Origin of the sequence: Xanthobacter luteus, assembly GCF_040049235.1 — a bacterium.
Lineage (GTDB): Bacteria > Pseudomonadota > Alphaproteobacteria > Rhizobiales > Xanthobacteraceae > Xanthobacter.
The window spans coordinates 219,290-241,413 of sequence record NZ_JBDZDO010000007.1 but is presented as its reverse complement, the minus strand read 5'-3'; the positions used below and the strand labels follow the sequence as shown (position 1 = coordinate 241,413).

Annotated in this window: 14 protein-coding genes; 5 read left to right on the top strand and 9 right to left on the bottom strand. The window is 69.5% G+C overall.

Annotated elements, in window-relative coordinates:
• Positions 1–159 precede the first annotated feature (159 nt).
• A complete protein-coding gene (locus ABLE88_RS20505) occupies positions 160–4,338 on the bottom strand; it encodes a glycosyltransferase (protein WP_348833599.1) in 4,179 nt (1,392 codons plus the stop codon).
• A gap of 587 nt (positions 4,339–4,925) precedes the next feature.
• Between ABLE88_RS20505 and recA the strand changes: the two genes are divergently transcribed.
• On the top strand, positions 4,926–6,014 hold the full coding sequence (gene recA, locus ABLE88_RS20500; protein ID WP_348833598.1) for a recombinase RecA: 1,089 nt from the start codon (positions 4,926–4,928) through the stop codon (positions 6,012–6,014).
• A gap of 342 nt (positions 6,015–6,356) precedes the next feature.
• Complete coding sequence (gene alaS / locus ABLE88_RS20495) at positions 6,357–9,008, top strand: alanine--tRNA ligase (protein ID WP_348833597.1); 2,652 nt, start codon at positions 6,357–6,359, stop codon at positions 9,006–9,008.
• Between the two features lie 299 nt (positions 9,009–9,307).
• Here the strand turns inward: alaS and glpX are convergent, their stop codons facing one another.
• From glpX to ABLE88_RS20475, 4 genes are all read right to left on the bottom strand, one after another.
• On the bottom strand, positions 9,308–10,288 hold the full coding sequence (gene glpX, locus ABLE88_RS20490) for a class II fructose-bisphosphatase (protein ID WP_348833596.1): 981 nt from the start codon (positions 10,286–10,288) through the stop codon (positions 9,308–9,310).
• 46 nt (positions 10,289–10,334) lie between these two features.
• Positions 10,335–11,636 (bottom strand): homoserine dehydrogenase, encoded by a 1,302-nt coding sequence (locus tag ABLE88_RS20485; RefSeq protein WP_348833705.1) that lies wholly within the window; start codon positions 11,634–11,636, stop codon positions 10,335–10,337.
• A gap of 157 nt (positions 11,637–11,793) precedes the next feature.
• On the bottom strand, positions 11,794–13,014 hold the full coding sequence (locus tag ABLE88_RS20480; protein WP_348833595.1) for an LL-diaminopimelate aminotransferase: 1,221 nt from the start codon (positions 13,012–13,014) through the stop codon (positions 11,794–11,796).
• A 158-nt stretch (positions 13,015–13,172) separates the two neighbouring features.
• Positions 13,173–13,496, bottom strand: a complete 324-nt coding sequence (locus tag ABLE88_RS20475) for a hypothetical protein (protein WP_348833594.1) — start codon at positions 13,494–13,496, stop codon at positions 13,173–13,175.
• A gap of 158 nt (positions 13,497–13,654) precedes the next feature.
• On the opposite strand from ABLE88_RS20475, the gene phaC reads away from it, so the two are divergent.
• Together phaC and zigA are read left to right on the top strand one after the other, a co-directional pair.
• The gene (gene phaC / locus ABLE88_RS20470) at positions 13,655–16,051 is read left to right on the top strand and encodes a class I poly(R)-hydroxyalkanoic acid synthase (RefSeq protein WP_348833593.1); all 2,397 of its coding nucleotides are present in this window, start codon (positions 13,655–13,657) and stop codon (positions 16,049–16,051) included.
• A 430-nt stretch (positions 16,052–16,481) separates the two neighbouring features.
• Positions 16,482–17,696, top strand: coding sequence for a zinc metallochaperone GTPase ZigA (zigA, locus tag ABLE88_RS20465; protein WP_348833592.1), 1,215 nt, complete (start codon positions 16,482–16,484; stop codon positions 17,694–17,696).
• A gap of 60 nt (positions 17,697–17,756) precedes the next feature.
• On the opposite strand, the gene ABLE88_RS20460 is transcribed toward zigA, so the two are convergent.
• Entirely contained in the window at positions 17,757–19,049 is a 1,293-nt protein-coding gene (locus tag ABLE88_RS20460) for a DNA polymerase IV (protein ID WP_348833591.1), read from the bottom strand.
• A 7-nt stretch (positions 19,050–19,056) separates the two neighbouring features.
• Positions 19,057–19,392 carry a DUF3572 domain-containing protein gene (locus ABLE88_RS20455; RefSeq protein ID WP_348833590.1) on the bottom strand — a complete coding sequence of 112 codons (336 nt, stop codon included), beginning with the start codon at positions 19,390–19,392 and terminating at the stop codon, positions 19,057–19,059.
• Positions 19,393–19,511: 119 nt separating this feature from the next.
• Here ABLE88_RS20455 and ABLE88_RS20450 point away from each other — a divergent pair, with 119 nt between their 5' ends.
• Positions 19,512–19,880: a response regulator gene (locus tag ABLE88_RS20450; protein WP_348833589.1), complete on the top strand. Its 369-nt coding sequence runs from the start codon at positions 19,512–19,514 to the stop codon at positions 19,878–19,880.
• Positions 19,881–20,631: 751 nt separating this feature from the next.
• On the opposite strand, the gene rpmG is transcribed toward ABLE88_RS20450, so the two are convergent.
• Entirely contained in the window at positions 20,632–20,799 is a 168-nt protein-coding gene (gene rpmG / locus ABLE88_RS20445) for a 50S ribosomal protein L33 (protein ID WP_203192095.1), read from the bottom strand.
• Positions 20,800–20,919: 120 nt separating this feature from the next.
• Positions 20,920–22,107, bottom strand: coding sequence for an MFS transporter (locus ABLE88_RS20440; RefSeq protein WP_510182926.1), 1,188 nt, complete (start codon positions 22,105–22,107; stop codon positions 20,920–20,922).
• Positions 22,108–22,124 lie beyond the last annotated feature (17 nt).

Here is a 22,124-nt window from a genome sequence, read left to right as displayed (position 1 = left end):
TGTTAACATTATGTTCGGACTGCGTAAATTGTCAAGCTCATTTGATCTCTCCGTGACTGCAGATATGAACTTGGCTCAATGCTCGAGGTAGCCTAAACGTACCCATCTGTGTTTTCGGCAATTCGGGCTGAATTCCCGGTCGTCCGGAAGGTGAATGCGTCAGGAACCAGCAAACAAAATCTCCTTCAGCAGCGCCGTGCTTTCCGCCCAGGTCCGCCATTTCATCGCCGACGATTTGGGATGCCGGTCCGCGCGGAAGGCCTCAAGCCAATCCTCGATGGCCTGCGCCAGGGCAGCGCGGTCGCTGCCCGAGAAATACGCCGCCGCCTCGCCCGCCACCTCGCGGAACACCGGGATGTCGCGGGCGAGAACGGGGACGCCGTGCCGGGCCGCCTCGATCAAGGGCAGGCCAAAGCCTTCGTCGAGCGAGGCGGCGATGAGGCAGTCGGCCTCCTGGTAGATGCGGTCGAGAAACTCGTCGCTCGCGCCCTGAATCCAGATCAGGCGGCGGCCGCGTTCCGGGTGGCTCGACAGCCGGTCAAGAATGTCCGGCAGATTCTGCGCCTGGTCGCGTGCAACGCCGCGCCAACCTTCATTGCCGACGATGATGAGAAGCGACTGGCTCCCGCGCGCCCACAGGAGATCGAACGCGTCGAGCGCCTGCAGGTGGCCCTTGCGCGGCTCGATGGTGCCGACCATCAGGAAGCAGTCGGTGCTCCGCATCCGTTCGATCAAGGCTTCCGCGTCGGCCGGAATTCCTTTGGAAGGATGAGAGGCGTCGATGTCCGCGCCCAGGGTCCAAGAGTGGATCGCTGGCAGCCGGCCTCGCGTGTTGGCCTGCGTGGCAAGCCAGCGCCTCGTCTCATAGGCCACGGACGCCGAGATGCAGACCAGATCGTCGGCAATCTCGGCAATGGTCTGGATCCACCTGCGATGCCCGGTCTCGGCAAAGGACGGGAAGCACTGGGGCAGCGTCAGAGGAAGAATATCATAGACGACAAAGCCGATACGCACGCCCCGCTCGCGCCATTCCCTGAAGATGCCGGCGATATTGGCCTCGACGATTCCTCCGGAGTGGAAGTCCGCCCCCAGGAAGACGTCGCCCTCCGCGACCTCGATTGGCTCGTCGGTCAAAATCTCGGGCGTTCCGGTGAACACCTGCTCCATGTAGCGTCTTGCGTAATAATAGCGCCAGCGAGCGCTGACATCGCTCAGGTGCACTGGCTCGATGCGATAGCCTTCCGGCGGGGCCCTAAGGAGTTCGAGGAGCAGTGCGCGCACCACCCGTTGGATGCCGGTGCGAATGTCTGCGACCGCCAGCACGGAAACGTCGACAAAGAGGCGTCGGCACGGCCGCTGCAGGCGGGCCTCGGCACAAAGACGCTCGGCCCGGCGATAGACCGCAGCATCGTCGAAGGTTGGATGGGTCGCCATTTGCCGGGCTTCATGCATGAGCGCCGGCAGGCTCTGCAGGATCGGCGCGGCGCTGGAAAACCTCTCGATCGCCTCGTGATAGCGCTGCGCAACAAGCGCCGAATTGTGGTGATCGGCAATGTGCTCCGCCGCCAATCTGCCCAGCCTCGCGCGTTCGACGGCGTCGGTGCACAGGCGTGTCAGCACGGCTGCGAGCTCGGACGTGTCAAACGTATTCTCCAGCTTAACTGTGCAGCTGTCCGGCAGTTCCGCCATGGAGCCGTTCGCGTTGACGATCGTCGCGAGGCCATAAGTCAGGCAGTCGAGCGCCGCCGCTGACGTCTCGCCCCGCGAGGCCGCCCGCAACTGGACGCCGATATCGGCCGCCCGCAGGTAGAGGCGATAATCCTCGCCGGAGACGAAGCCGGTCGCCCGAACGCGCCCATCCTCCCTAAGCGCGTCGACGCGCCTGCGGATCTCGTCCGCATAGTGTTCGTGCAAGAGCTCGCCAACGAGAAAGAGGCGGCACCTCCCGTCGCGCCCGATGTCGGACTGCAGCCAGGCATCGAGCAGTCGATGGCTGAGCTTGCTTTCGTGAACGAAGCCGAAGGAGCACACGACGATGTCGTCGTCCGACAGACCGAGGGCACGTCGCGCCTCGGCCTTCGTCCCAATGGATTCTGAATATCTCACAAGGGGGATGACCCGCCAGGTGCGAATGTCAGCTTTCGGATAGAAGCGCACCGCGAGCTCGCGAGGGTAGTTGCTGTGAACGATCACCCCTTGCGATTGTGTCAGGACGTCGAAATTCACTGGGTATTTTCGAATGGTGTCCCGGATGTCGCCGTTGTAAAAACGGTCCTTTACCGCCGAATAGCCATGCGACGTCACGAGCGCGTTGGTCCAGAAGTGCCGCTTCTCGCCCGACATCTCCAGGTGACAGATGATATCCGAAAGATAAAAATCGTGAAGAACGACAATGCCTGGAATTTTATACAACAATGAAAACATATGAGAATGGAAGGGGGAGTTACCAAAATGATATAAGATGCGATCGTATTGGTTTGCGTTCGCCTCGAACCATTCGACGGATCGGATGGCGAGACACGTCTGCGCCACATTGTCGGCGACGGTCTCCTGTGCGACAATGGCATCAATATCGTAATACTTCGCTAGCTCCGGCAGAATCTGGGCGCTGTAGTCGGCGATGCCGCTCCGCTCCGGCGGCAGGGGCGAGACGAAGGCCAGCCGCGGCTTGGCCCCGGCGGGCCGGTCGGCCTCCCGCGGCGCTCGTGCAAGCTCCAGCGCATAAGACAGGCGCTGGACCGCGAGCCGCTCGCCGCTGCTTTGGGTCAGAATGGCCGGCACAGCCCCGGATGGATTGTCCGCGAGCAGCGCCGGCGCCACAAGCGCCGTGCGGCGTCGCGGCCAGATGCGGTTTCTCACATGCCGGAACGGCGCGGAGATCACGCGGTCGATGCGCCGCAGGGTCGCCCGCAGCGGCGACTGGCGCTGAAACGCTTCCTTGATCTTCCGTTTCGCCGACTTGCGGGCCCTGCGCGCTTTCACGAGCAGTTTCAGCAGCGCGAGGTTTCTCACCTCCTTGAGCTGGACGCGCATCGCCAGGAGATCGGCTTGCGCCGCATCCTGGCGTTGCTCGAGCTTGGCCAAGCCGATGGCGACCTGGTGGTTCAGGCGCTGCTCCAAGGCGTCCGCGTGCTGGCGCGTCTTCTGGTCGAGCGCGCCGATCGCGGTGGCGATCTGGCGGTTCAGGCCGGCGAGATCTTCAGCCACCGTGGCCAGCCTGTTGGCCTGAGCATCGAGGTGGTCCCGCAGCTGAACGCCGCTCTTCCAAAGCTCGGACACATCGGCCCGCAGGCCTTCCACCTCCGTAAGTCGCGCGGCGAGCGCCTCGACATTGGCGGCAATATTGTCCTTGGCGCGGTGCAGCGCGTCGAAATGGTGGCTGAGGCTGTCGACCGCCGAGAGCCCCTCGCGCGCGGCCGAGACGTCCTTGCCCAAGGCGGCGACGTCGGCGTGCAGCTGCTCCTTCGCCTGGTGCAGCTGCGCCACCTGCGCGGAAAGCGTCTGGGTGACGGTCAACAGATGCTCGGACGCGCTGGCCAGCGCGTCGGTCTTGGCGGCCGCCGCCGCGAACGACTGGATCTCCGCGGCGAGCGCGAAGATGTCCGCCGGCGAGGGCTCGGTCCGTTCCGCCACCAGCTGCGCGATCGCATCGGCAATGCCATCGTTCGCCCCGGGCTTGCTGGCGATCACGCTGTAATCGGGGGAATTCATGAAGAGCCCCACCACGGCCGAGCCGACCGGCGCGCCCTCGGCCGAGGTCGACTGGCTGTTCAGCCTCAGGATCGTCGGACGCTGAAACCCCGCCGTCTGCACGAAGAATTGGAGCAGGGGCGGCGGCAAGGGCACCTCGTGCGTCGGATCCAAGCGGAAGGACCAGGACGCGACCGAAAGGTTTTCCGGGTTGGGCGTCTCCAGGATGACGACGCCGCCCGGCATGAGGACGCGCTCGATCTCCGCCAGGAGATCCGCGAGCGCCTGTGTGTCCATGTGCTCGACCACGTGGAAGGCGGTGACGAGGCCGATGGACGATGTGCCGCAGCCGCGGAGATGGTCGAAGGCGTCCCGGTTCAGGACCGGCAGGCCCTGCGACGCGGCGATGGCGACCATCGACGGATTGGAATCGACGCCGACCGCCTGCCATCCCTGCTCGACCAGCAGCTTCACCCATTCGCCGCGGCCGCAGCCGATGTCGAGCGCGCAGCGGCCGGCGCCGCCCGGCTCGATCTTGCCGACGATAGGAAGATAGACGCTTTGGCGCGCACGGATCAGTTCGAGGCTGCCGCGGTAGAGGTCCTCGAACTCGCGGTAGCGATCCATGAAGTGTTCGGAACGGCGCATCAGATGATCCGGAATTGAAGACCGTCGGCCCCCGCCGAGGCTGATGCTGCTCCTAACACGGCAGCGGCCGTCGGGAACATGCCTTCGCGTCGGGCGGCCTGCGCGTGCGCGCCCGGCCGAGGCGGGCCCATCGTCGCGCCGACGGGGATATCGGCGCAGCCGGCGATCATCCGGATGCGGTGCGGCCGATGGCAGGACGGACGCGGCGTTCCGCCCGTCCTGCGCCACCCGAGCGGCCATGGCCGCGCCCGCAGTCCGGGCGGCGGCGTCCCCGCGGCAGGGGCGCGGACGCCCTGCGCCGTCAAGCACCGTGGCGCCAGGCCCCGACCGCCTGCGATCCTCGCCGTTTCCCGCCGCGCCCGCATCGATGGAGTCCTTCTTGCGACAGCGGCCCGACGCCGCGCCGAGACCGCAATCATGGGTTGCCCGCTCCTGTACTACGTCGACCCACGCTGCATGAACGGCTAAGTCGCCGATCTTGCATTCTTCTCCACAACTGAGGCGGGAGAACATATTGCGAACCTGGAACAAAAAGAGTACAGAATCTGAGTTCTCGTTTTTCCTTGCGCCAGCCCCGGAGCGCGGCAATGACTCAGGCGACACTCCGACTCGTCGAAGGTTCCTCAATGGACAAGACCAAGGCGCTTGACGCTGCGCTCTCTCAGATCGAGCGCCATTTCGGCAAGGGCTCGATCATGCGGCTCGGCAAGGGCGGCAAGGCGCTCGAGATCGAGAGCATTCCCTCGGGCTCGCTCGGCCTCGACATCGCGCTCGGCATCGGCGGGCTGCCCAAGGGGCGCGTGGTCGAGATCTTCGGCCCCGAATCCTCGGGCAAGACCACGCTGGCGCTCCACACGGTGGCCGAGGCGCAGAAGAAGGGCGGCACCTGCGCCTTCATCGACGCCGAGCACGCGCTCGACCCGATCTATGCGCGCAAGCTGGGCGTGAACCTCGACGAGCTCCTGATCTCCCAGCCCGACGCCGGCGAGCAGGCGCTGGAGATCGCCGACACGCTGGTGCGCTCCGGCGCCATCGACGTGCTGGTGGTGGATTCGGTGGCGGCCCTCACCCCGCGCGCCGAGCTCGAGGGCGAGATGGGCGACAGCCAGCCCGGCATGCAGGCGCGCCTCATGAGCCAGGCGCTGCGCAAGCTCACCGCCTCGATCTCGAAGTCCAACACCATGGTGATCTTCATCAACCAGATCCGCATGAAGATCGGCGTGATGTACGGCTCGCCCGAGACCACGACCGGCGGCAACGCGCTCAAATTCTACGCCTCGGTGCGCCTCGACATCCGACGCATCGGCATGATCAAGGAGCGCGACGAGGTGGTGGGCAACCAGACCCGCGTGAAGGTGGTGAAGAACAAGCTCGCTCCGCCCTTCAAGCAGGTGGAGTTCGACATCATGTATGGCGAGGGCGTCTCCAAGACCGGCGAGCTGCTGGATCTCGGCGTCAAGGCCGGGGTGGTGGAGAAGTCCGGCGCCTGGTTCTCCTTCGACAGCCAGCGTCTCGGCCAGGGGCGCGAGAACGCCAAGACCTTCCTGAAGCAGAACGCGGAGGCGGCGGGGCGCATCGAGGCGGCGATCCGCCAGAATGCCGGCCTGATCGCCGAGAAGATCCTCGCCGGCACGCCGGAGGACGGGGCGGAGGGCGAGGAGGAGGGCGACGCCTGAGGTTGGCGCCTCGGGCCGGGGCCGGGACGTTCCCGGGCCGCCGGTCCAGTCTGCGCATCGCCAATGGGCCATGCTTGCGCCCCCGCCGCTTGGATCGCCTGGGTCGGATCCCGTCCGTCGATCCCGTCCGTCGGTCCCCGTCCGAAGGGGATCCGGGCAGGCGCGCGGGAACGGCTTCCTGGACAAGAGCTAGCCCCCTCGCTAAACGAACCCGGTTCCGGCCGGCGCCCGCGCGCGCGGCGGCCGGAACCGCGATGCGGCCGTTCCGGCGCGCGCTCGCGTGGAGACCACCACCGCCGGACGCGCCCCGCGCGCCGGCCCCGAGGGGACGATGGCCGGCACATGAGCGGCGTGAACGAGATCCGGTCGAGCTTCATCGACTACTTCGTCAAGCAGGGGCACGAGGCGGTTCCATCCTCGCCCCTCGTGCCGCACAACGACCCGACCCTCATGTTCACCAATGCGGGGATGGTGCAGTTCAAGAACGTCTTCACCGGCGTGGAGAAGCGGCCCTATGCCCGCGCGGTCACCTCCCAGAAGTGCGTGCGCGCCGGCGGCAAGCACAACGACCTCGACAATGTGGGCTACACCGCGCGGCACCACACCTTCTTCGAGATGCTCGGCAACTTCTCGTTCGGGGACTATTTCAAGGACCGCGCCATCGAGCTCGCCTGGACCCTCGTCACGCGCGAGTTCGAGCTGCCGAAGGACCGCCTGCTGGTCACCGTGTACAGCGAGGACGAGGAGGCGCACCGCCTCTGGAAGTCCATCGCCGGGCTTTCCGACGACAAGATCATCCGCATCTCCACCGCGGACAATTTCTGGTCCATGGGCGACACCGGCCCGTGCGGTCCGTGCTCCGAGATCTTCTTCGACCACGGCCCGCACATTGCCGGCGGCCCGCCCGGCTCGCTTGATGCGGACGGCGACCGCTTCATCGAGATCTGGAACCTGGTCTTCATGCAGTTCGAGCAGCTCGCCGGCGGCGAGCGGCTGGAGCTGCCGCGCCCGTCCATCGACACCGGCATGGGCCTCGAGCGCATCTCGGCGGTGCTCCAGGGCACCCACGACAATTACGAGACCGACCTCATGCGGGCGATCATCGCCGAGGTCGCCGATCTCACCGGCGTCGACCCCGCCGGCCCGCAGAAGGCGAGCCACCGGGTGATCGCCGACCACCTGCGGGCCGCGGTGTTCCTCACCGCCGACGGCGTGCTGCCCTCCAATGAGGGCCGCGGCTACGTCCTGCGCCGCATCATGCGGCGCGCCATGCGCCACGCCCAGCTGCTCGGCGCCAGGGACCCGCTGATGTGGCGTCTGGTGCCGGTCCTGGTGCGCGAGATGGGCCGCGCCTATCCGGAGATCGTGCGCGCCGAGCCGCTCGCCACCGAGACCCTGCTCAGCGAGGAGACGCGCTTCCGCCGCACCCTGGAGCGCGGCCTCTCCATCCTCGAGGAGGAGACCGCGCATCTGACCGCGGGCGCGAACTTCTCCGGCGAGGTGGCGTTCAAGCTCTACGACACCTTCGGCTTTCCCCTCGACCTCACCCAGGACGCCCTGCGCGCCCGCGGCATCGGCGTCGACCTGCCGGCCTTCGACGCCGCCATGGCGCGCCAGAAGGCGGAGGCGCGCGCGAGCTGGGCGGGCTCGGGCGAGGCGGCCACCGACACGGTGTGGTTCGCGCTGCGCGACGAGGTGGGGGCGAGCGAATTCCTCGGCTACGACACCGAGAAGGCCGAGGGCGTCGTCGCCGCCATCGTGCGCGAGGGCGCGCCGGTGGAGCGCCTGGCGGCCGGCGAACGCGGCCTCGTCATCCTCAACCAGACGCCGTTCTACGGCGAATCGGGCGGCCAGGTGGGCGACACCGGCCGCATCGCCGGGGAGGGGGGGCTCGCCGCCACCGTCCACGGCACCCAGAAGAAGCTCGGCGACCTGTTCGTCCACGACGTGAGCGTGGACGCGGGCGTGCTCGCGCGCGGCGCCCCGGTGGCGCTGGAGGTGGACCATCGGCGCCGCGCCGCGGTGCGCGCCAACCATTCCGCCACCCATTTGCTGCACGAGGCGCTGCGCCGGGTGCTCGGCGACCACGTGGCCCAGAAGGGCTCGCTGGTGGCCCCCGACCGCCTGCGCTTCGACTTCTCCCATCCCAAGCCCCTCAGCGAGGCCGAGCGCGCCGAGGTGGAGGACATCGCCAACCGCTTCGTGCTGCGCAACGAGCCGGTGGTGACCCGCATCATGGCGGTGGACGACGCCATCACCTCCGGCGCCCGCGCGCTGTTCGGCGAGAAATACGGCGACGAGGTGCGCGTGGTCTCCATGGGCACCGACGAGGGCAATGGCGCGCCCTATTCGGTGGAGCTGTGCGGCGGCACCCATGTGCGGCGCACCGGCGACATCGGCCTCATCTCGCTGGTGTCCGAGGGGGCGGTCGCCTCCGGCGTGCGCCGCATCGAGGCGATCACCGGCGATGCCGCGCGCCACCATCTCAACGGCGCGAACGCGGCGCTCCAGGCCGCCGCCGCCACCTTCAAGGCGCCGGTCGCCGAGGTGGAGGCGCGCCTCACCGCTCTGGTGGAGGAGCGCCGCAAGCTCGAGCGCGACCTCGCCGAGGCCCGCAAGAAGCTCGCCATGGGTGGCGGCGCGGGCGGCGGCGAGGAGGTGCGCACGGTGGGCGACGTGAAGCTCATGGCGCGCGCGGTCTCCGGCATCGAGATCAAGGATCTCAAGGCGCTGGTGGACGAGGGCAAGAAGCAGCTCGGCTCGGGCGTGGTGGCGATCGTCGGCGTGACCGAGGACGGCAAGGCCGGCATCGTCGTCGGCGTGACGGCGGATCTCGCCGGCCGCTTCGATGCGGTCGCCCTGGTGCGGCTCGGCGCCGAGGCGCTGGGCGGCAAAGGCGGCGGCGGGCGTCCCGACATGGCCCAGGCAGGCGGCCCGGACGGCGCCAAGGCGGCCGACGCGCTTGCCGCCATCGCGGCCGCGCTCGCCGGCTGAGACGCGCGCGTCCGGCGGCCCCGGACGATCGGCCCCGCGCGCAGGCGGGGCAGAGTTTCCGCGTCGCGCTCCGGTCATCCTGGCGTTGAACCCCTCACCCCCCTCTCCCTCCGGGAGCGCGGCCCCGTTGCGCATGGGAGAGTGCGCACGCCCTTAAGAGGGTCGCACCGGTACGGCTTGGGGAGCCGCGTTGTGAATAGGGGCGAACGCTCGCCCCGGCGGGGAGAGGGCAGGGTGAGGGGGCGGACCGTGAGTTTCGGGCGCGGCGGCCGACAATCTCGGCGGCCGTCCGCTCGCCTTCAGTCGAACTTCGAGAAGTCCCGGTGCTCGGCGGCGATGCGGCGCACCGTGCCGGTGGCGGAGCGCATGACCACGGTGTCGGTCCAGATCACCTGGCGGGAGAAGCGCACGCCCTTCAGCAGCGCCCCGTCGGTGACGCCGGTGGCGGCCACCAGGCAGTCGCCCCGCACCATGTCCTCCAGGCGGTAGATCTTGGCCGGGTCGCCGATGCCGAGGCGCTTGGCCTGGGCCCGCTTCTTCTCGGTGTCGAGCACGAGGCGGCCCTGCATCTGGCCGCCGATGCAGCGCAGCGCCGCCGCCGCCAGCACGCCCTCCGCCGCCCCGCCGAGGCCGAGATAGATGTCGATGCCGCTCTCGTCGGGATTGGTGGTGTGGATCACCCCCGCCACGTCGCCGTCGCTGATCAGCTTGATGGCGGCGCCGGCCTTGCGCACCGCCTCCACCAGCGGCGCGTGGCGCGGCCGGTCGAGGATGAGGGCGGTGATCTCGGTCGGCGGCACGCCCTTGGCCTCGGCGAGCGCGGCGATGTTGTCCTGGGGCGACTGGGTGAGCGAGACGATGCCCTCCGGATAGCCGGGCCCGATGGCGAGCTTTTCCATGTAGGCCGGCGGCACCTTCAGCAGCGAGCCCGGCTCGGCCAGCGCCAGCACCGAGATGGAGCCCTCCATGTTCTTGGCGCACAGGGTGGAGCCCTCGAGCGCGTCCACCGCCACGTCCACCGCGTCGGTGCCGGCGCCGAGCGTCTCGCCGACGAAGAAGTGCTGCACCTCGCCCGCGTCGCCCTCGCCGATCACCACGGTGCCGGCGATCGGCATGCGCGAGAGCTCGCGATGGGCGCGCGCCATGGCGGCGAGATCAGCGGCCTGCTCGTCGCCGCGGCCGCGCAGCCGGGCCGCGGCCACCGCCGCGCGCTCGGTGATCTGCGCCATCTCCAAAGCCAGGCGTCGGTCGAGCGCCTGCGGTATGCGCGCCGTGCTCATGGCCTGTCTCTCATGGCCTCGCTCCCATGGCTTCGCTCCCATGGCCTCAATCCTTCTCGATGCGGATCACCTGGGGCAGCGAGGCGACCACGCCTTCCGCCTCGATGGCGGCGATGGCCCGGCGCACCGCCTCCTCCGTGGTGGCGTAGGTGATGAGGATGACGTTGGCGGTCTCGGGCTCGGCCTTCAGCCCTTCCGGGCGGCGCTGGACGATGGATTCCAGCGAGATCGCCTGGTCCGCCATGCGCCCGGCGATGATCGCCGCGGTGCCCGGCCGGTTCAGCACCGCGAGGCGGATGTAATAGCCGCCCTCGTGGCGCTGCATGGGGGCGCGCTCGGCCGGCAGCAGCAGCTCGGCGGGCATGCCGAAGGCGAACGGGCGGGCGCCGCGCGCCACCTCGGCGAGGTCCGCCACCACCGCCGAGGCGGTGGCCTCGCCGCCGGCGCCGGGGCCCACCAGCGTCAGGTCCACCGCGTCGCCGTCGAGCGCCACCGCGTTGGTGACGCCGGAGACCTGGGCCAGCGGCCAGTGCTTGGGCACCATGGTGGGATGCACCCGCTGCTCGATGCCGGCCTCGGTGCGCACCGCGACCCCCAGCAGCTTCACCTTGTAGCCGAGGTCGTCCGCCGCCTCGAGGTCCTCGAGCGTGAGCTCGCGGATGCCTTCCACATAGATCGCCTCCGCGTCCACCCTTGTGCCGAAGGCGAGGGCGGTGAGCAGAGCGAGCTTGTGGGCGGTGTCGTGGCCGTCGATGTCGAAGCTCGGGTCGGCCTCCGCATAGCCGAGGCGCTGGGCCTCGCTCAGGCACACGGCGAAGGAGAGCTTCTCGCCCGCCATGCGGGTCAGGATGTAGTTGCAGGTGCCGTTGAGGATGCCGGAGACGCGCACCAGCCGGTTGCCCTCCATGGCCTCGCGCAGGGTCTTGACCACCGGGATGCCGCCCGCCACCGCCGCCTCGAACAGCAGCGCCGCCCCGGTGGCCTCGGCGCGGCGGGCGAGCGCGACGCCGCAATGGGCGAGCAGGGCCTTGTTGGCGGTGACCACCGAACGTCCGGCATCGAGGGCGGCGGCCACTGCCGCTTTGGCGGGGTCGCCCTCGCCGCCCATCAGCTCGACGAACACGTCGATGTCGGCCTCGCGGGCGAGCGCCACCGGATCGTCGAACCAGGCGACCTGCGACAGATCGAGGCCGCGCTCCTTGGCGCGGTCGCGGGCGGCCACCGCCACCACCTTGATGCGGCGGCCGGTGCGGGCGGCGATCTCCGCCTCCTGCCGCTCCAGCATGCGCAGCACGGCGGCCCCGACGGTGCCGAGGCCCGCAAGGCCCACTTTCAAGTCGCTCATGATCGAACCGGTTCTCTGTGCGTCGGAGGGCCGCTGCGCCCAAGGGGCCGCGGCGGGCTGGAGCCGGACCGGCCGGCCCGGGCGAGCCCGGGGGCGGTTCCGTCTCCGACTGAAGGAAAGAGACCGCCCGGCCGGCGCGCGGCGTGGACGGGCTCTCGGCTCAGCGCGCCGCGCTGAGCGGCACGACGTTGTGGAGCGTGGTGCCGGCCTGGTCGAAGAAGCGGCGGATGTTGCGCGCCGCCTGGCGGATGCGCTGCTCGTTCTCCACCACGGCGATGCGCACATAATCGTCGCCGTGCTCGCCGAAGCCGACGCCCGGCGCCACCGCCACCTCGGCCTTCTCGATCAGCAGCTTCGAGAATTCCACCGAGCCCATGGCGCGGAACGGCTCCGGGATCGGCGCCCAGGCGAACATGGAGGCGCGCGGGGAGGGCACGGGGAAGCCGGCGCGGCCGAAGCTGTCCACCAAGGCGTCGCGGCGCTTCTTGTAGGTCTCGCGCATCTCGGCGATGCATTCCTGCGGGCCGTTGAGCGCCGCCGCGGCCGCCACCTGGATCGGGGTGTAGGCGCCGTAGTCGAGATAGGACTTCACCCGCGAGAGCGCGGCGATGAGGCGCTCGTTGCCGACCGCGAAGCCCATGCGCCAGCCGGGCATGGAATAGGTCTTGGACATGGAGGTGAATTCCACCGTCACGTCCATGGCGCCCGGCACCTGCAGCACGGAGGGCGGCGGCACGTCGTCGTAATAGAGCTCGGCGTAAGCGAGGTCGGAGAGCACGATCAGGTCGTTCTTCTTCGCGAACGCCACCACGTCCCGGTAGAATTCGAGATCCGCCACGCAGGCCGTGGGGTTCGAGGGATAGCACAGCACCACGGCGATGGGCTTGGGGATGGAATGCTTCACCGCCCGTTCCATGGCGTGGAAGAATTCCGGCCCCGGCTCCACCGGCACCGAGCGGATGACGCCGCCGGCCATCAGGAAGCCGAAGGCGTGGATCGGGTAGGAGGGATTGGGGGTCAGGATCACGTCGCCGGGGGCGGTGATGGCCTGCGCCATGTTGGCGAAGCCCTCCTTCGAGCCCAGCGTGGCGACGATCTGGGTGTCGGGATTGAGCTTCACGCCGAAGCGGCGCTCGTAATAGCCCGCCTGGGCGCGGCGCAGGCCGGGAATGCCCTTGGAGGCGGAATAGCGGTCGGTCCTCGGCTTGCCGATGGTCTCTTTCAGCTTCTCGATCACGTGCGCCGGCGCGTCGAGGTCGGGATTGCCCATGCCGAGGTCGATGATGTCCACCCCGGCATTGCGGGCGGCGGCCTTCACACGGTTCACTTGCTCGAACACGTAGGGCGGCAGCCGGCGAATGCGGTGAAAATCGGTGGTCATCTTCATAGCTCCAGGGCCGCCACGCGGCCGTTCGTCACGCCGCGCGTCCTCAGCTCCCGGCGCGGCAGTCGGGCTTTTTAGCACCGTTCGGTGAATGAAAAAGCAATGATTGCGCCTTCCCTAGGGAAAGTTCGCGCCGCATCGCGGCATCGCCGCCGTCAGTTGCCGGCGCCGAGGGACTGCTTCAGCTTCGCCTCGCGATCCTTGGCGAGCGCCTCGAGATCGGACTGCAGCTTGGCGCGCTCCTCGGCGGTGAGCGGCGCCGGCCGGCCGGCGACGACGGTAGTGCCGATGGAGGGGAAATTGTCGGCCTCCACCTTGGGCACCTCGGGATTGGGCGGGGTCAGCGAGGCGAGCGGCCCGTCGCCGGCGCACCCGGCGAGCGCGAGCAGCAAAGCGGCGGCGCAGGCGCGCCCGCCCCGCGCCGAGGGCCGCCCGGGGGTGTGGCGCGCGGATATCTGGCGTCGGCAAAGAAAAATCACGGCTCAGACATTGTCCCCATTCGGCCCGCCGTCGTCCGGGAGGCTCGATAAGGGCACATTCACCCGCTAATATGGCGGAAGCTGGAAACAAGACTTAGAACAGTCAACGACGACCAAGCGGGTGCGATCCGGCACCGCCCGCATCGAGGGGAGAGCGGATGTCCGCTGCCGAGGAAACATCCGGACACGCCGAGCTGCGGATCGGGCAGGCCGCCGAGGATCATGATGCCGCTGGGCCGGCGGATGCCGCGCCCGCCAACCACCCGCCGTCGGCCCCGCCCGCCGCCGCCGCGCTCGCCTCGGCCGTGCCGCCTTCCGCCGGCGGCGCGCCGGCCGACGGTGCTGCGCCCGCCGATCCGGGCCTGCTCGGCGACCCCTTCATCCGGCCCCCCTTCATGGCCTCCGGCGGCGCCGGGCCGGAGGCGAGCCCCGCCGAGCTCATGAAGGAGGTGGCCGCCGCGGTGCTCGCCCCCTTCGCCAGCCCGCCCATGGACCTGCCGCCGCTGGTTCCGCTCCCGGTCGCGCCGGACGATGCGCCGGCGGAGCCGCCGGTCGTGCAGGTCGCCCAACCCTTCGCCCTGGTCCAGGAGGCGCTCGCCGCGGTCGCGGCTCAACCGGCCGCGCCAGCGCCAGCAGTCGCGCCGGCCGATGCCGCGCCGCCCCAGGAAAAGCCCCAGGAAAAGCCCGCCCAGGAAAAGCCCGCCGAGGCGAAGAGTGCCGAGACGAAGCCCGCCGAGACGAAGCCTGCATCAGGCAAGGCCGGGGTCGGCGCGGCGGAGCCGGGTCCCGCCGGGCTCGACGTCGAGGCCTTCTCCCGCAACCTCGCCCGCCTGGTGGAGGAGGGCGGCAAGGCCATGGCCGCCTATCTCGGCCCGCGCGAGGCCGGCCGGAACGACGACATGGCCGACGACATCGCCGATGCGGTCAGGACCGTGGGGCAGGTGGCGGAATACTGGATGGCCGATCCCCAGCGCACGCTGGAGGCCCAGAGCCGCCTCATGGGCGGCTATCTCTCGGTGTGGGCGAACACCATGAAGCGCCTCGCCGGGGAGGACGTGCCCCCGGTGGTGGCGCCCGACCCCAAGGACGCCCGCTTCAAAGACGCCGGCTGGAGCCAGAGCCCGATCTTCGACGCCTTGAAGCAGACCTATCTCGTCACCTCGCAATGGGCCGAGCACATGGTGGAGGAGGCCGAGGGCCTCGACGCCCACACCAAGCACAAGGCCGAGTTCCTGGTGCGCCAGCTGGCCAACGCCATCTCGCCCTCGAACTTCGTTATCACCAATCCGGAGATCATCCGCGAGACGCTGTCCTCCTCCGGCGAGAACCTCGTGAAGGGCATGCAGAACCTCACCGAGGACCTGATCGAGGGCAAGGGCTCGCTCAAGATCCGCCAGACCGACATGAACGCGTTCGAGGTGGGGCGCAACCTCGCCACCACCCCCGGCAAGGTGATCTACGAGAACGAGCTGATGCAGCTCATCCAGTACGCGCCGGTCACCGCGCAGGTGAAGAAGACGCCGGTGCTGATCGTGCCGCCGTGGATCAACAAGTTCTACATCCTCGACCTCACGCCCGAGAAGTCGATGATCAAGTGGCTGGTGGACCAGGGCCTGACCGTGTTCACCATCTCCTGGGTGAACCCGGACGCGCGCCTCGCCGCCAAGGGGTTCGACGACTATATGCGCGACGGCATCATGGCCGCGCTCGACCAGGTGGCGATCGCCTCGGGCGAGCGGCGCGTGCACACGATGGGCTATTGCGTCGGCGGCACGCTGCTCGCCGTGACGCTCGCTTACATGGGGGCGACCGGCGACGACCGCATCGCCAGCACCACCTTCCTCACCACCCAGATCGACTTCACCCATGCGGGCGACCTGAAGGTGTTCGTCGACGAGAGCCAGCTCGCCGTGCTGGAGCGCAAGATGAAGGAGATGGGCTATCTCGAAGGCTCGAAGATGGCCTCCGCCTTCAACATGCTGCGCTCCAACGATCTGATCTGGCCCTACGTGGTGAACAACTACATGAAGGGCAAGGCGCCGTTCCCGTTCGACCTGCTCTATTGGAACGCCGATTCCACCCGCATGCCGGCGGCGAACCATTCCTATTATCTGCGCAACTGCTACCTCACCAACAACATCGCCCGCGGCCTCGCCGATTTGTCCGGCGTGCGCATCGACGTCCACAAGGTGCAGGTCCCGGTCTATTCGCTGGCGACGCGGGAAGACCACATCGCGCCGCCGAACTCGGTCTATATCGGCGCCCACATGCTCTCCGGCCCGGTGCGCTACGTGCTCGCAGGCTCGGGCCACATCGCCGGCGTGGTCAACCCGCCGGCCAAGATGAAGTACCAATACTGGGCGGACGGCCCGGCGGGCGCGAGCTACGACGCCTGGCTGGAGGGCGCGCGGGAGCACAAGGGCTCCTGGTGGCCCGACTGGCTGCAATGGTTCTCGGCGCTCCATCCCGACGAGGTGGACGCCCGCGCGGTGGGCGGCGGCCGCCTCCAGCCCATCGAGGACGCCCCGGGCCGCTACGTGCGCGCCCGCTCCTGAGGCGCGTCGGCGCGGGCAGGGGGCGGCCCAGCCGGGCCGGGCAATGCGCAAGAGCCGGCCGGAGCAAAGCGGGGCGCGGCCCATCCCCCGCTTCCCGTGCCATGTGCCGCCGCCCTTCCTCCTACCCGTCGCCTGCCGGCTCCCCGTCGCCCTCGCCACCGGTACCGGCCCCACCCGAGCCGACGCCCGCGCGCCCCGCGGCGTGATTGAAGCCCGTGAACCTCGCCCGCCGCGTGCCGCCCGGCCGGGTGGATGCTCCCCCACGCCGGCGCGGCGGCGTGCGCCCGCCTGGCCGGCCGCCCGGCATGCGCGCCGACCCCTTGCATGGCCGCCGCGTCCTCTTTAATGATATAATATATCATTTGATGGCCCGAACCGCCCGGAGGCGTGCGGTTCCTCCCGGGCCGGGCCCAAACGGAGCACGCAATCCATGCCTGAAGCCCGCCTGCCGGTGACCGTCCTGTCCGGCTTCCTCGGATCGGGAAAGACCACCCTGCTCAACCACGTCCTCGCCAACCGCGCGGGGCTGAAGGTGGCGGTGATCGTCAACGACATGAGCGAGGTGAACATCGACGCCGAGCTGGTGCGCGCGGGCGGCGCCAACCTCTCCCACACCCAGGAGAAGCTGGTGGAGATGACCAATGGCTGCATCTGCTGCACCCTGCGCGACGATCTGCTCACCGAGGTGCGCCGCCTCGCGGCCGAGGGCCGGTTCGACCATCTGCTGATCGAATCCACCGGCATCGCCGAGCCGCTGCCGGTGGCCGCCACCTTCGACTTCCGCGACGAGGATGGCCGCTCGCTCTCCGACGTCGCTCGCCTCGACACCATGGTGACCGTGGTGGACGCGGCCAACCTGCTGAAGGATTTTAGCTCCCGGGACTTCCTGCGCGATCGCGGCGCGACCGCGGGGGAGGAGGATGGGCGCACGCTGGTGGATCTGCTCACCGACCAGATCGAGTTCGCCGACGTGATCGTGCTCAACAAGATCTCCGGCGTCGACGCCGACAAGCGCGCGCTGGTGCGCGGCGTGGTGAAGGCGCTCAATCCCGATGCCCGCCTGATCGAGACCGACTATGCCCGCGTGCCGCTGAAGGAGGTGCTCGGCACCGGCCGCTTCGACTTCGCGCGCGCCAGCACCCATCCGCTGTGGTTCAAGGAGCTGAACGGCTTCAAGGACCATGTGCCGGAGACGCAGGAATACGGCGTCGGAAGCTTCGTCTACCGCGCCCGGCGGCCGCTCCATCCCGAGCGCTTCAACGCCTTCCTGGCGCGCACCTGGCCCGGGCTGGTGCGCGCCAAGGGCCTGTTCTGGCTCGCCACGCGGCCCCAGCGCGTGGGGGAGATGAGCCTTGCCGGCGCCATCTGCCAGACCGGCACCATCGGCCGCTGGTGGGCGAGCGTGCCGCAGGAGCATTGGCCGACCCAGCCCGACTGGCGCTCCTGGCTGCGCGCCCACTGGGTGCCGGGCTACGGCGACCGGCGGCAGGAGCTGGTGTTCATCGGCATGGGGCTCGACGAGGCGGCCATGCGCGCCGCGCTCGATGCGTGCCTCGTCGGCCCGGCCGATCCGCTGCGCTTCGACGCCGAGAAGCTGAAGCATTTGCCCGACCCGTTCCCGGCCTGGGAGGCGGTGCCGGCCTGAGCCGGGGGAAGGAGGGCAGGGGGCGCCGGCGATCAGCGCCCCCGTGTCAGCGCCCCCGTGTCAGCGCCCCTTGCGCCGGCTCCGGACGTCCGCGTCCATGAGGATGCCGCGGGTCACCGCGTCGCGGCCGAACTTCTCCTTCAGCCGGTCCATGGCGCCCTCCGCCGCCTTCATGCGGGCGGCGCTCGTGTCCACCAGGTCGGAGGGGTCGGCGTCCGCGGCGGCGCCGAGGTCGGAGACGCCGACGCCGATCAGGCGGAAGCGCGTGCCGTCCGCCTCCTTCGCCAGCATGTCATGGGCGGCGGCATAGATGCGGCCGGCGAGCATGGTGTGGCTCTCCAGCGTGCGCGCGCGGGTGCGCAGGCGAAAGTCGGCGGTCTTCAGCTTCAGCGTCACCGTCCGGCCGGACAGCGCGGATTTCTTGAGCCTTGCGCTCACCTCCTCGGCAAGGCCGTAGAGCGCCTGCTCGAGCGGCCGCAGCGCGGCGATGTCGGCATCGAAGGTGGTCTCGGCCGAGACGCTTTTCGCCTCCCGGTCCGGGTCGACGGTGCGGGTGTCGATGCCGAAGGCGAGGCGCGAGAGCCGCAGGCCCTCCGCGCCGTAGCGGCGCGCCAGGTCGGAGGACGCCGCACGCTGCAGATCGGCGATGGTCGAAAACCCGTCCTTGGCGAGCTTGGCGCCGAAGGCGGCCCCCACGCCCCAGATGAAGGTGACCGGGCGCGGCGCGAGGAATTGCGCCGCCTCCGCCATGCCCAGCACCGAGAAGCCGCGCGGCTTGTCGAGGTCGGAGGCGATCTTGGCCAGGAACTTGTTGGCCGCGAGCCCGACCGAGACGGTGATGCCCACCTGCCGCTCCACCTCCAGCGCGAAGCGGGCGAGGGTGAGCGCCGGGCTCGCTTTGTGCAGCGCCTCGGTGCCCGCGAGGTCGAGGAACGCCTCGTCGATGGAGAGCGGCTCCACCAGCGGGGTCAGCGCCTGCATCAGCGCGCGCACCTGCCGGCCGGCGGTGCGGTATTTCTCCATGTTCGGCTTCAAGATCACCGCTTCGGGGCACAGCGCCTTGGCCTTGAACATGGGCATGGCCGAGCGCACGCCGCTGATGCGGGCGATGTAGCAGCAGGTGGACACCACCCCGCGCTTGCCGCCGCCGATGATCAGCGGCAGGTGGGCGAGGGAGGGGTCGTCGCGCTTCTCCACCGCGGCGAAGAAGGCGTCGCAGTCCACGTGCGCCACCGTGAGCCGGTGGATCTCCGCATGGCGCACGAGGCGCGGGCTGCCGCAGGCGGCGCAGCGCGGCCCCTCGCCTGCCTCGCTGAGGCAGTCGCGGCAGAAGCCCGGCACGGCGGCGCTCACGGCGTCCTCAGGTGCGCCGGACGGTGGCGTCCGGGTCGACGGGCGGGGCGAGGATGTCGTGGGCGCCCACGACGTGCCGCGGATCGAGCTGCTGCTGGGCGGCGAAGGCCAGCAGCAGGCTCTCGTCGGCGATCAGGAAGGCCAGCACGCCGGCGCCGAAGTCGCGCCGCCCCGCCGCCTGCCGCAGATTGGCGGGGGTGAGGCCGGTCTCGCTCAGGAAGCGCACCAAGCGTTCGCCGTCGCCGGCGATGAAGCCGAGGGCGGCGGCGGCAACCTCCTCGGCGGCGGCGCGCTGCGCCATGAGGCCTTTCGGCGCCGCGTTCGATGTGTCCTTGAGTGCCATTTGCTCTTCCGCAAGGAATGGGGTCTAGCTGTGGCCATTCCACCACGTCCGCGCGGTGCTGCGAAGCGGGCAGAAGAGGCCGGAATTCGGCAGGGGGACGCGGCGGGGGACGAGGCGCGATGGCGAAGACGGTGATGATCGTCGAGGACAACGAGCTCAACATGAAGCTCTTCCACGACCTTCTCGAGGCGCACGGCTACCGCACGGTGGAGACCCGCTCGGGGGTCGAGGCGGTGGAGCTCGCCCGCGCCCACCGGCCGGACCTCATCATCATGGACATCCAATTGCCGGAGATTTCCGGGCTCGACGTCACCCGCAAGCTGAAGGCGGACCCCGAGCTGCGCGCCATTCCGGTGGTGGCGGTGACCGCCTTCGCCATGAAGGGCGACGAGGAGCGCATCCGCGCGGGCGGCTGCGAGGCCTATCTGTCGAAGCCGATCTCGGTGGTGCAGTTCCTGTCCACCGTGCGCCAGTATGCCGGCGGCTAGGGCGCGCCGCGTCGGGGGGCGAATCGGCTGCTTTTCCTGCGCCCCTTATTGCGCTACTGTTGAGGTCTCCTGAAGGTCGGGGGCAGACGGACGCGCGCAGAGGTTGGCTCCGCGCGGCGCTATCGCCCTTGACCCTCATGCGGGCCGGCGCCGCGCCGGCGCGCGAGATACCCTGCGGAGTGCTCAGGTCCGCCGCATCTCCTGGGTCCGTGGGGTTTGGCCGGTGGGTGAGCGTCTTCGGGAGGCCTCCCCGTCCGCTCCCCACCGGCCATCCACCCCCTCGCCACAGCTTCCCGCAATGAGCCTCGTCCATAACGAGCAGACCAAGCTCACCGCCAACGCGCTCGACCGCGCCTCCACCGCCTGTCTCACCGTGGGGGTTCTGGGTCCGAGCGCGGCGGCGCTCTATGGGCTGGGCGCGGCAGCGGGCGGCTGGATCGCCTTCGGGGCCTTGCTTTGGTTGGCAGCCGCAAGTTTGCTACACTCTATGGCGAGGAGAACCCTCAGGAGCCTTCGATGACCGGGCTTTGGATCTTCGCTTATGTGGTGCTGCCGGTCGCCGTCGTGGCGATGGGGTATGCCGCCATGCGCCTCAACGAGCGCGAAGCCGGCAGGCTCAATCCCGGCGAATGAGCCCCGCGTCCGGGGCGCGCCGCAACGCGCGCGGCCCGAAAGGAAAAGGGCGCCTTGCGGCGCCCTGTCAGTCACGAAGCGTGACGGCGAACCCACGGCGCCAAGGCGCCGGCCGGACTCACTTGATCTTGGTCTCGCGGAATTCCACGTGCTTGCGCGCCACCGGATCGTACTTCTTGAGCACGAGCTTGTCGGTCTTGGTGCGCGAGTTCTTCTTGGTCACGTAGAACACGCCCGTGTCCGCGCTGGACAGGAGCTTGATCTTGATGGTTGCAGCCTTGGCCATGTCTTGATCCCTGGGTGCCGCTTTCAGCGCGCGATGCGTCGCGAACGAGAAAAGCTCGGCAGTCGCGCTGCCCATGAGGCGGCTCGTGGGCGCGGAAACTCGCTCAGGAAGCGGGCGATGTCAAGGCCCGGCGGCCGGACGCTTGAAGGCGAGGCGGCTCGCCACCATCAGCGCATAGGCGCCCAGCGTCGCGGCGATCACGTAGGCGAAGCCGTAGGGGTCGGCGAAGTCCATGCCCAGCCCCACCGCCGGCGGGCCGGCGATCAGCCCCACCGAATAGAGCATCACGAACGCCGCATTGGCGGCGGCGAGATTCGCCCCGTGGAAGCGCGCGCCGAGATGGGCCAGGCCCACGGTATAGAGCGAGCCCACCACCCCGGTGGCGACGAACACCGTGACCAGGAAGCCGGCGCCGTCCACCCGCATCAGCGGCAGCATCAGCGCGCCGACGGTGCCCACCAAAGCGCAGGCGAGCAGCAGCAGGCGCCGGTCCACCCTGTCGCTGACGAGGCCGAGGGGAATCTGGAACGCGACGTTGCCGAGCACCGCCACGGTGAGCAGCAGCGAGGCCTGCCCCTCGCCGAGCCCGAGCCGCAGGCCGTAGAGCGGCAGGAAGCTCATCACCGCGGTCTCGATGGCGCCGAACACCAGCGCCGCCAGCAGCGCGGTGGGCGAGTGGCGCAGGAAGGCGATGACGCCGTGATGGTCGTCGTCGTGGATGCGCGGCGTCATGCCGTTCGCCAGCACGATCGGGATGGCGCCGGCGAGCAGCACCACGGCGCCGGCGACATAGGGCTCCCAGCCGGAGGCGCCGAGCAGGCTGAGGATGGCGGGCCCGAGCGCCGCGCCCATCGAGAGCGCGGTGGCGTAGATGCCCATCACCAGCCCGCGCCGGTGCGGCGGGGCGACCGCGTTGATCCAGAACTCGCTGACCGCGAACAGCACGCAGAGCGCCGCGCCGAAGACGAAGCGCAGCGGGAACCAGAGCAGAAACGAGCCGGCCGCCTTGAAGCCGATCAGGCTCAGGGCGCTCGCCGCGATGGCGAGCGTGAGCAGCGCGCGCACGCCGAGCTTGCGCACCAGCAGCGGCACGAACGGCGCGGTGACGATGGTGGCGACGCCCGCCACCGCCGTGTTGACGCCGATGAGGGTGCGCGAGATGCCGCGCGATTCCAGCTCCAGCGCCAAGAGCGGGATCGACAGGGAGATGCCGACCCCGACCACCGTGATGGCCGAGATGGCGGCGGTGATGGAGGCCGTGCGGCTGCTCTGGCTCATGGGGGCGTGCGGCCCGGCGGGTGCGTGCATCAGAACGGGGAGACCGA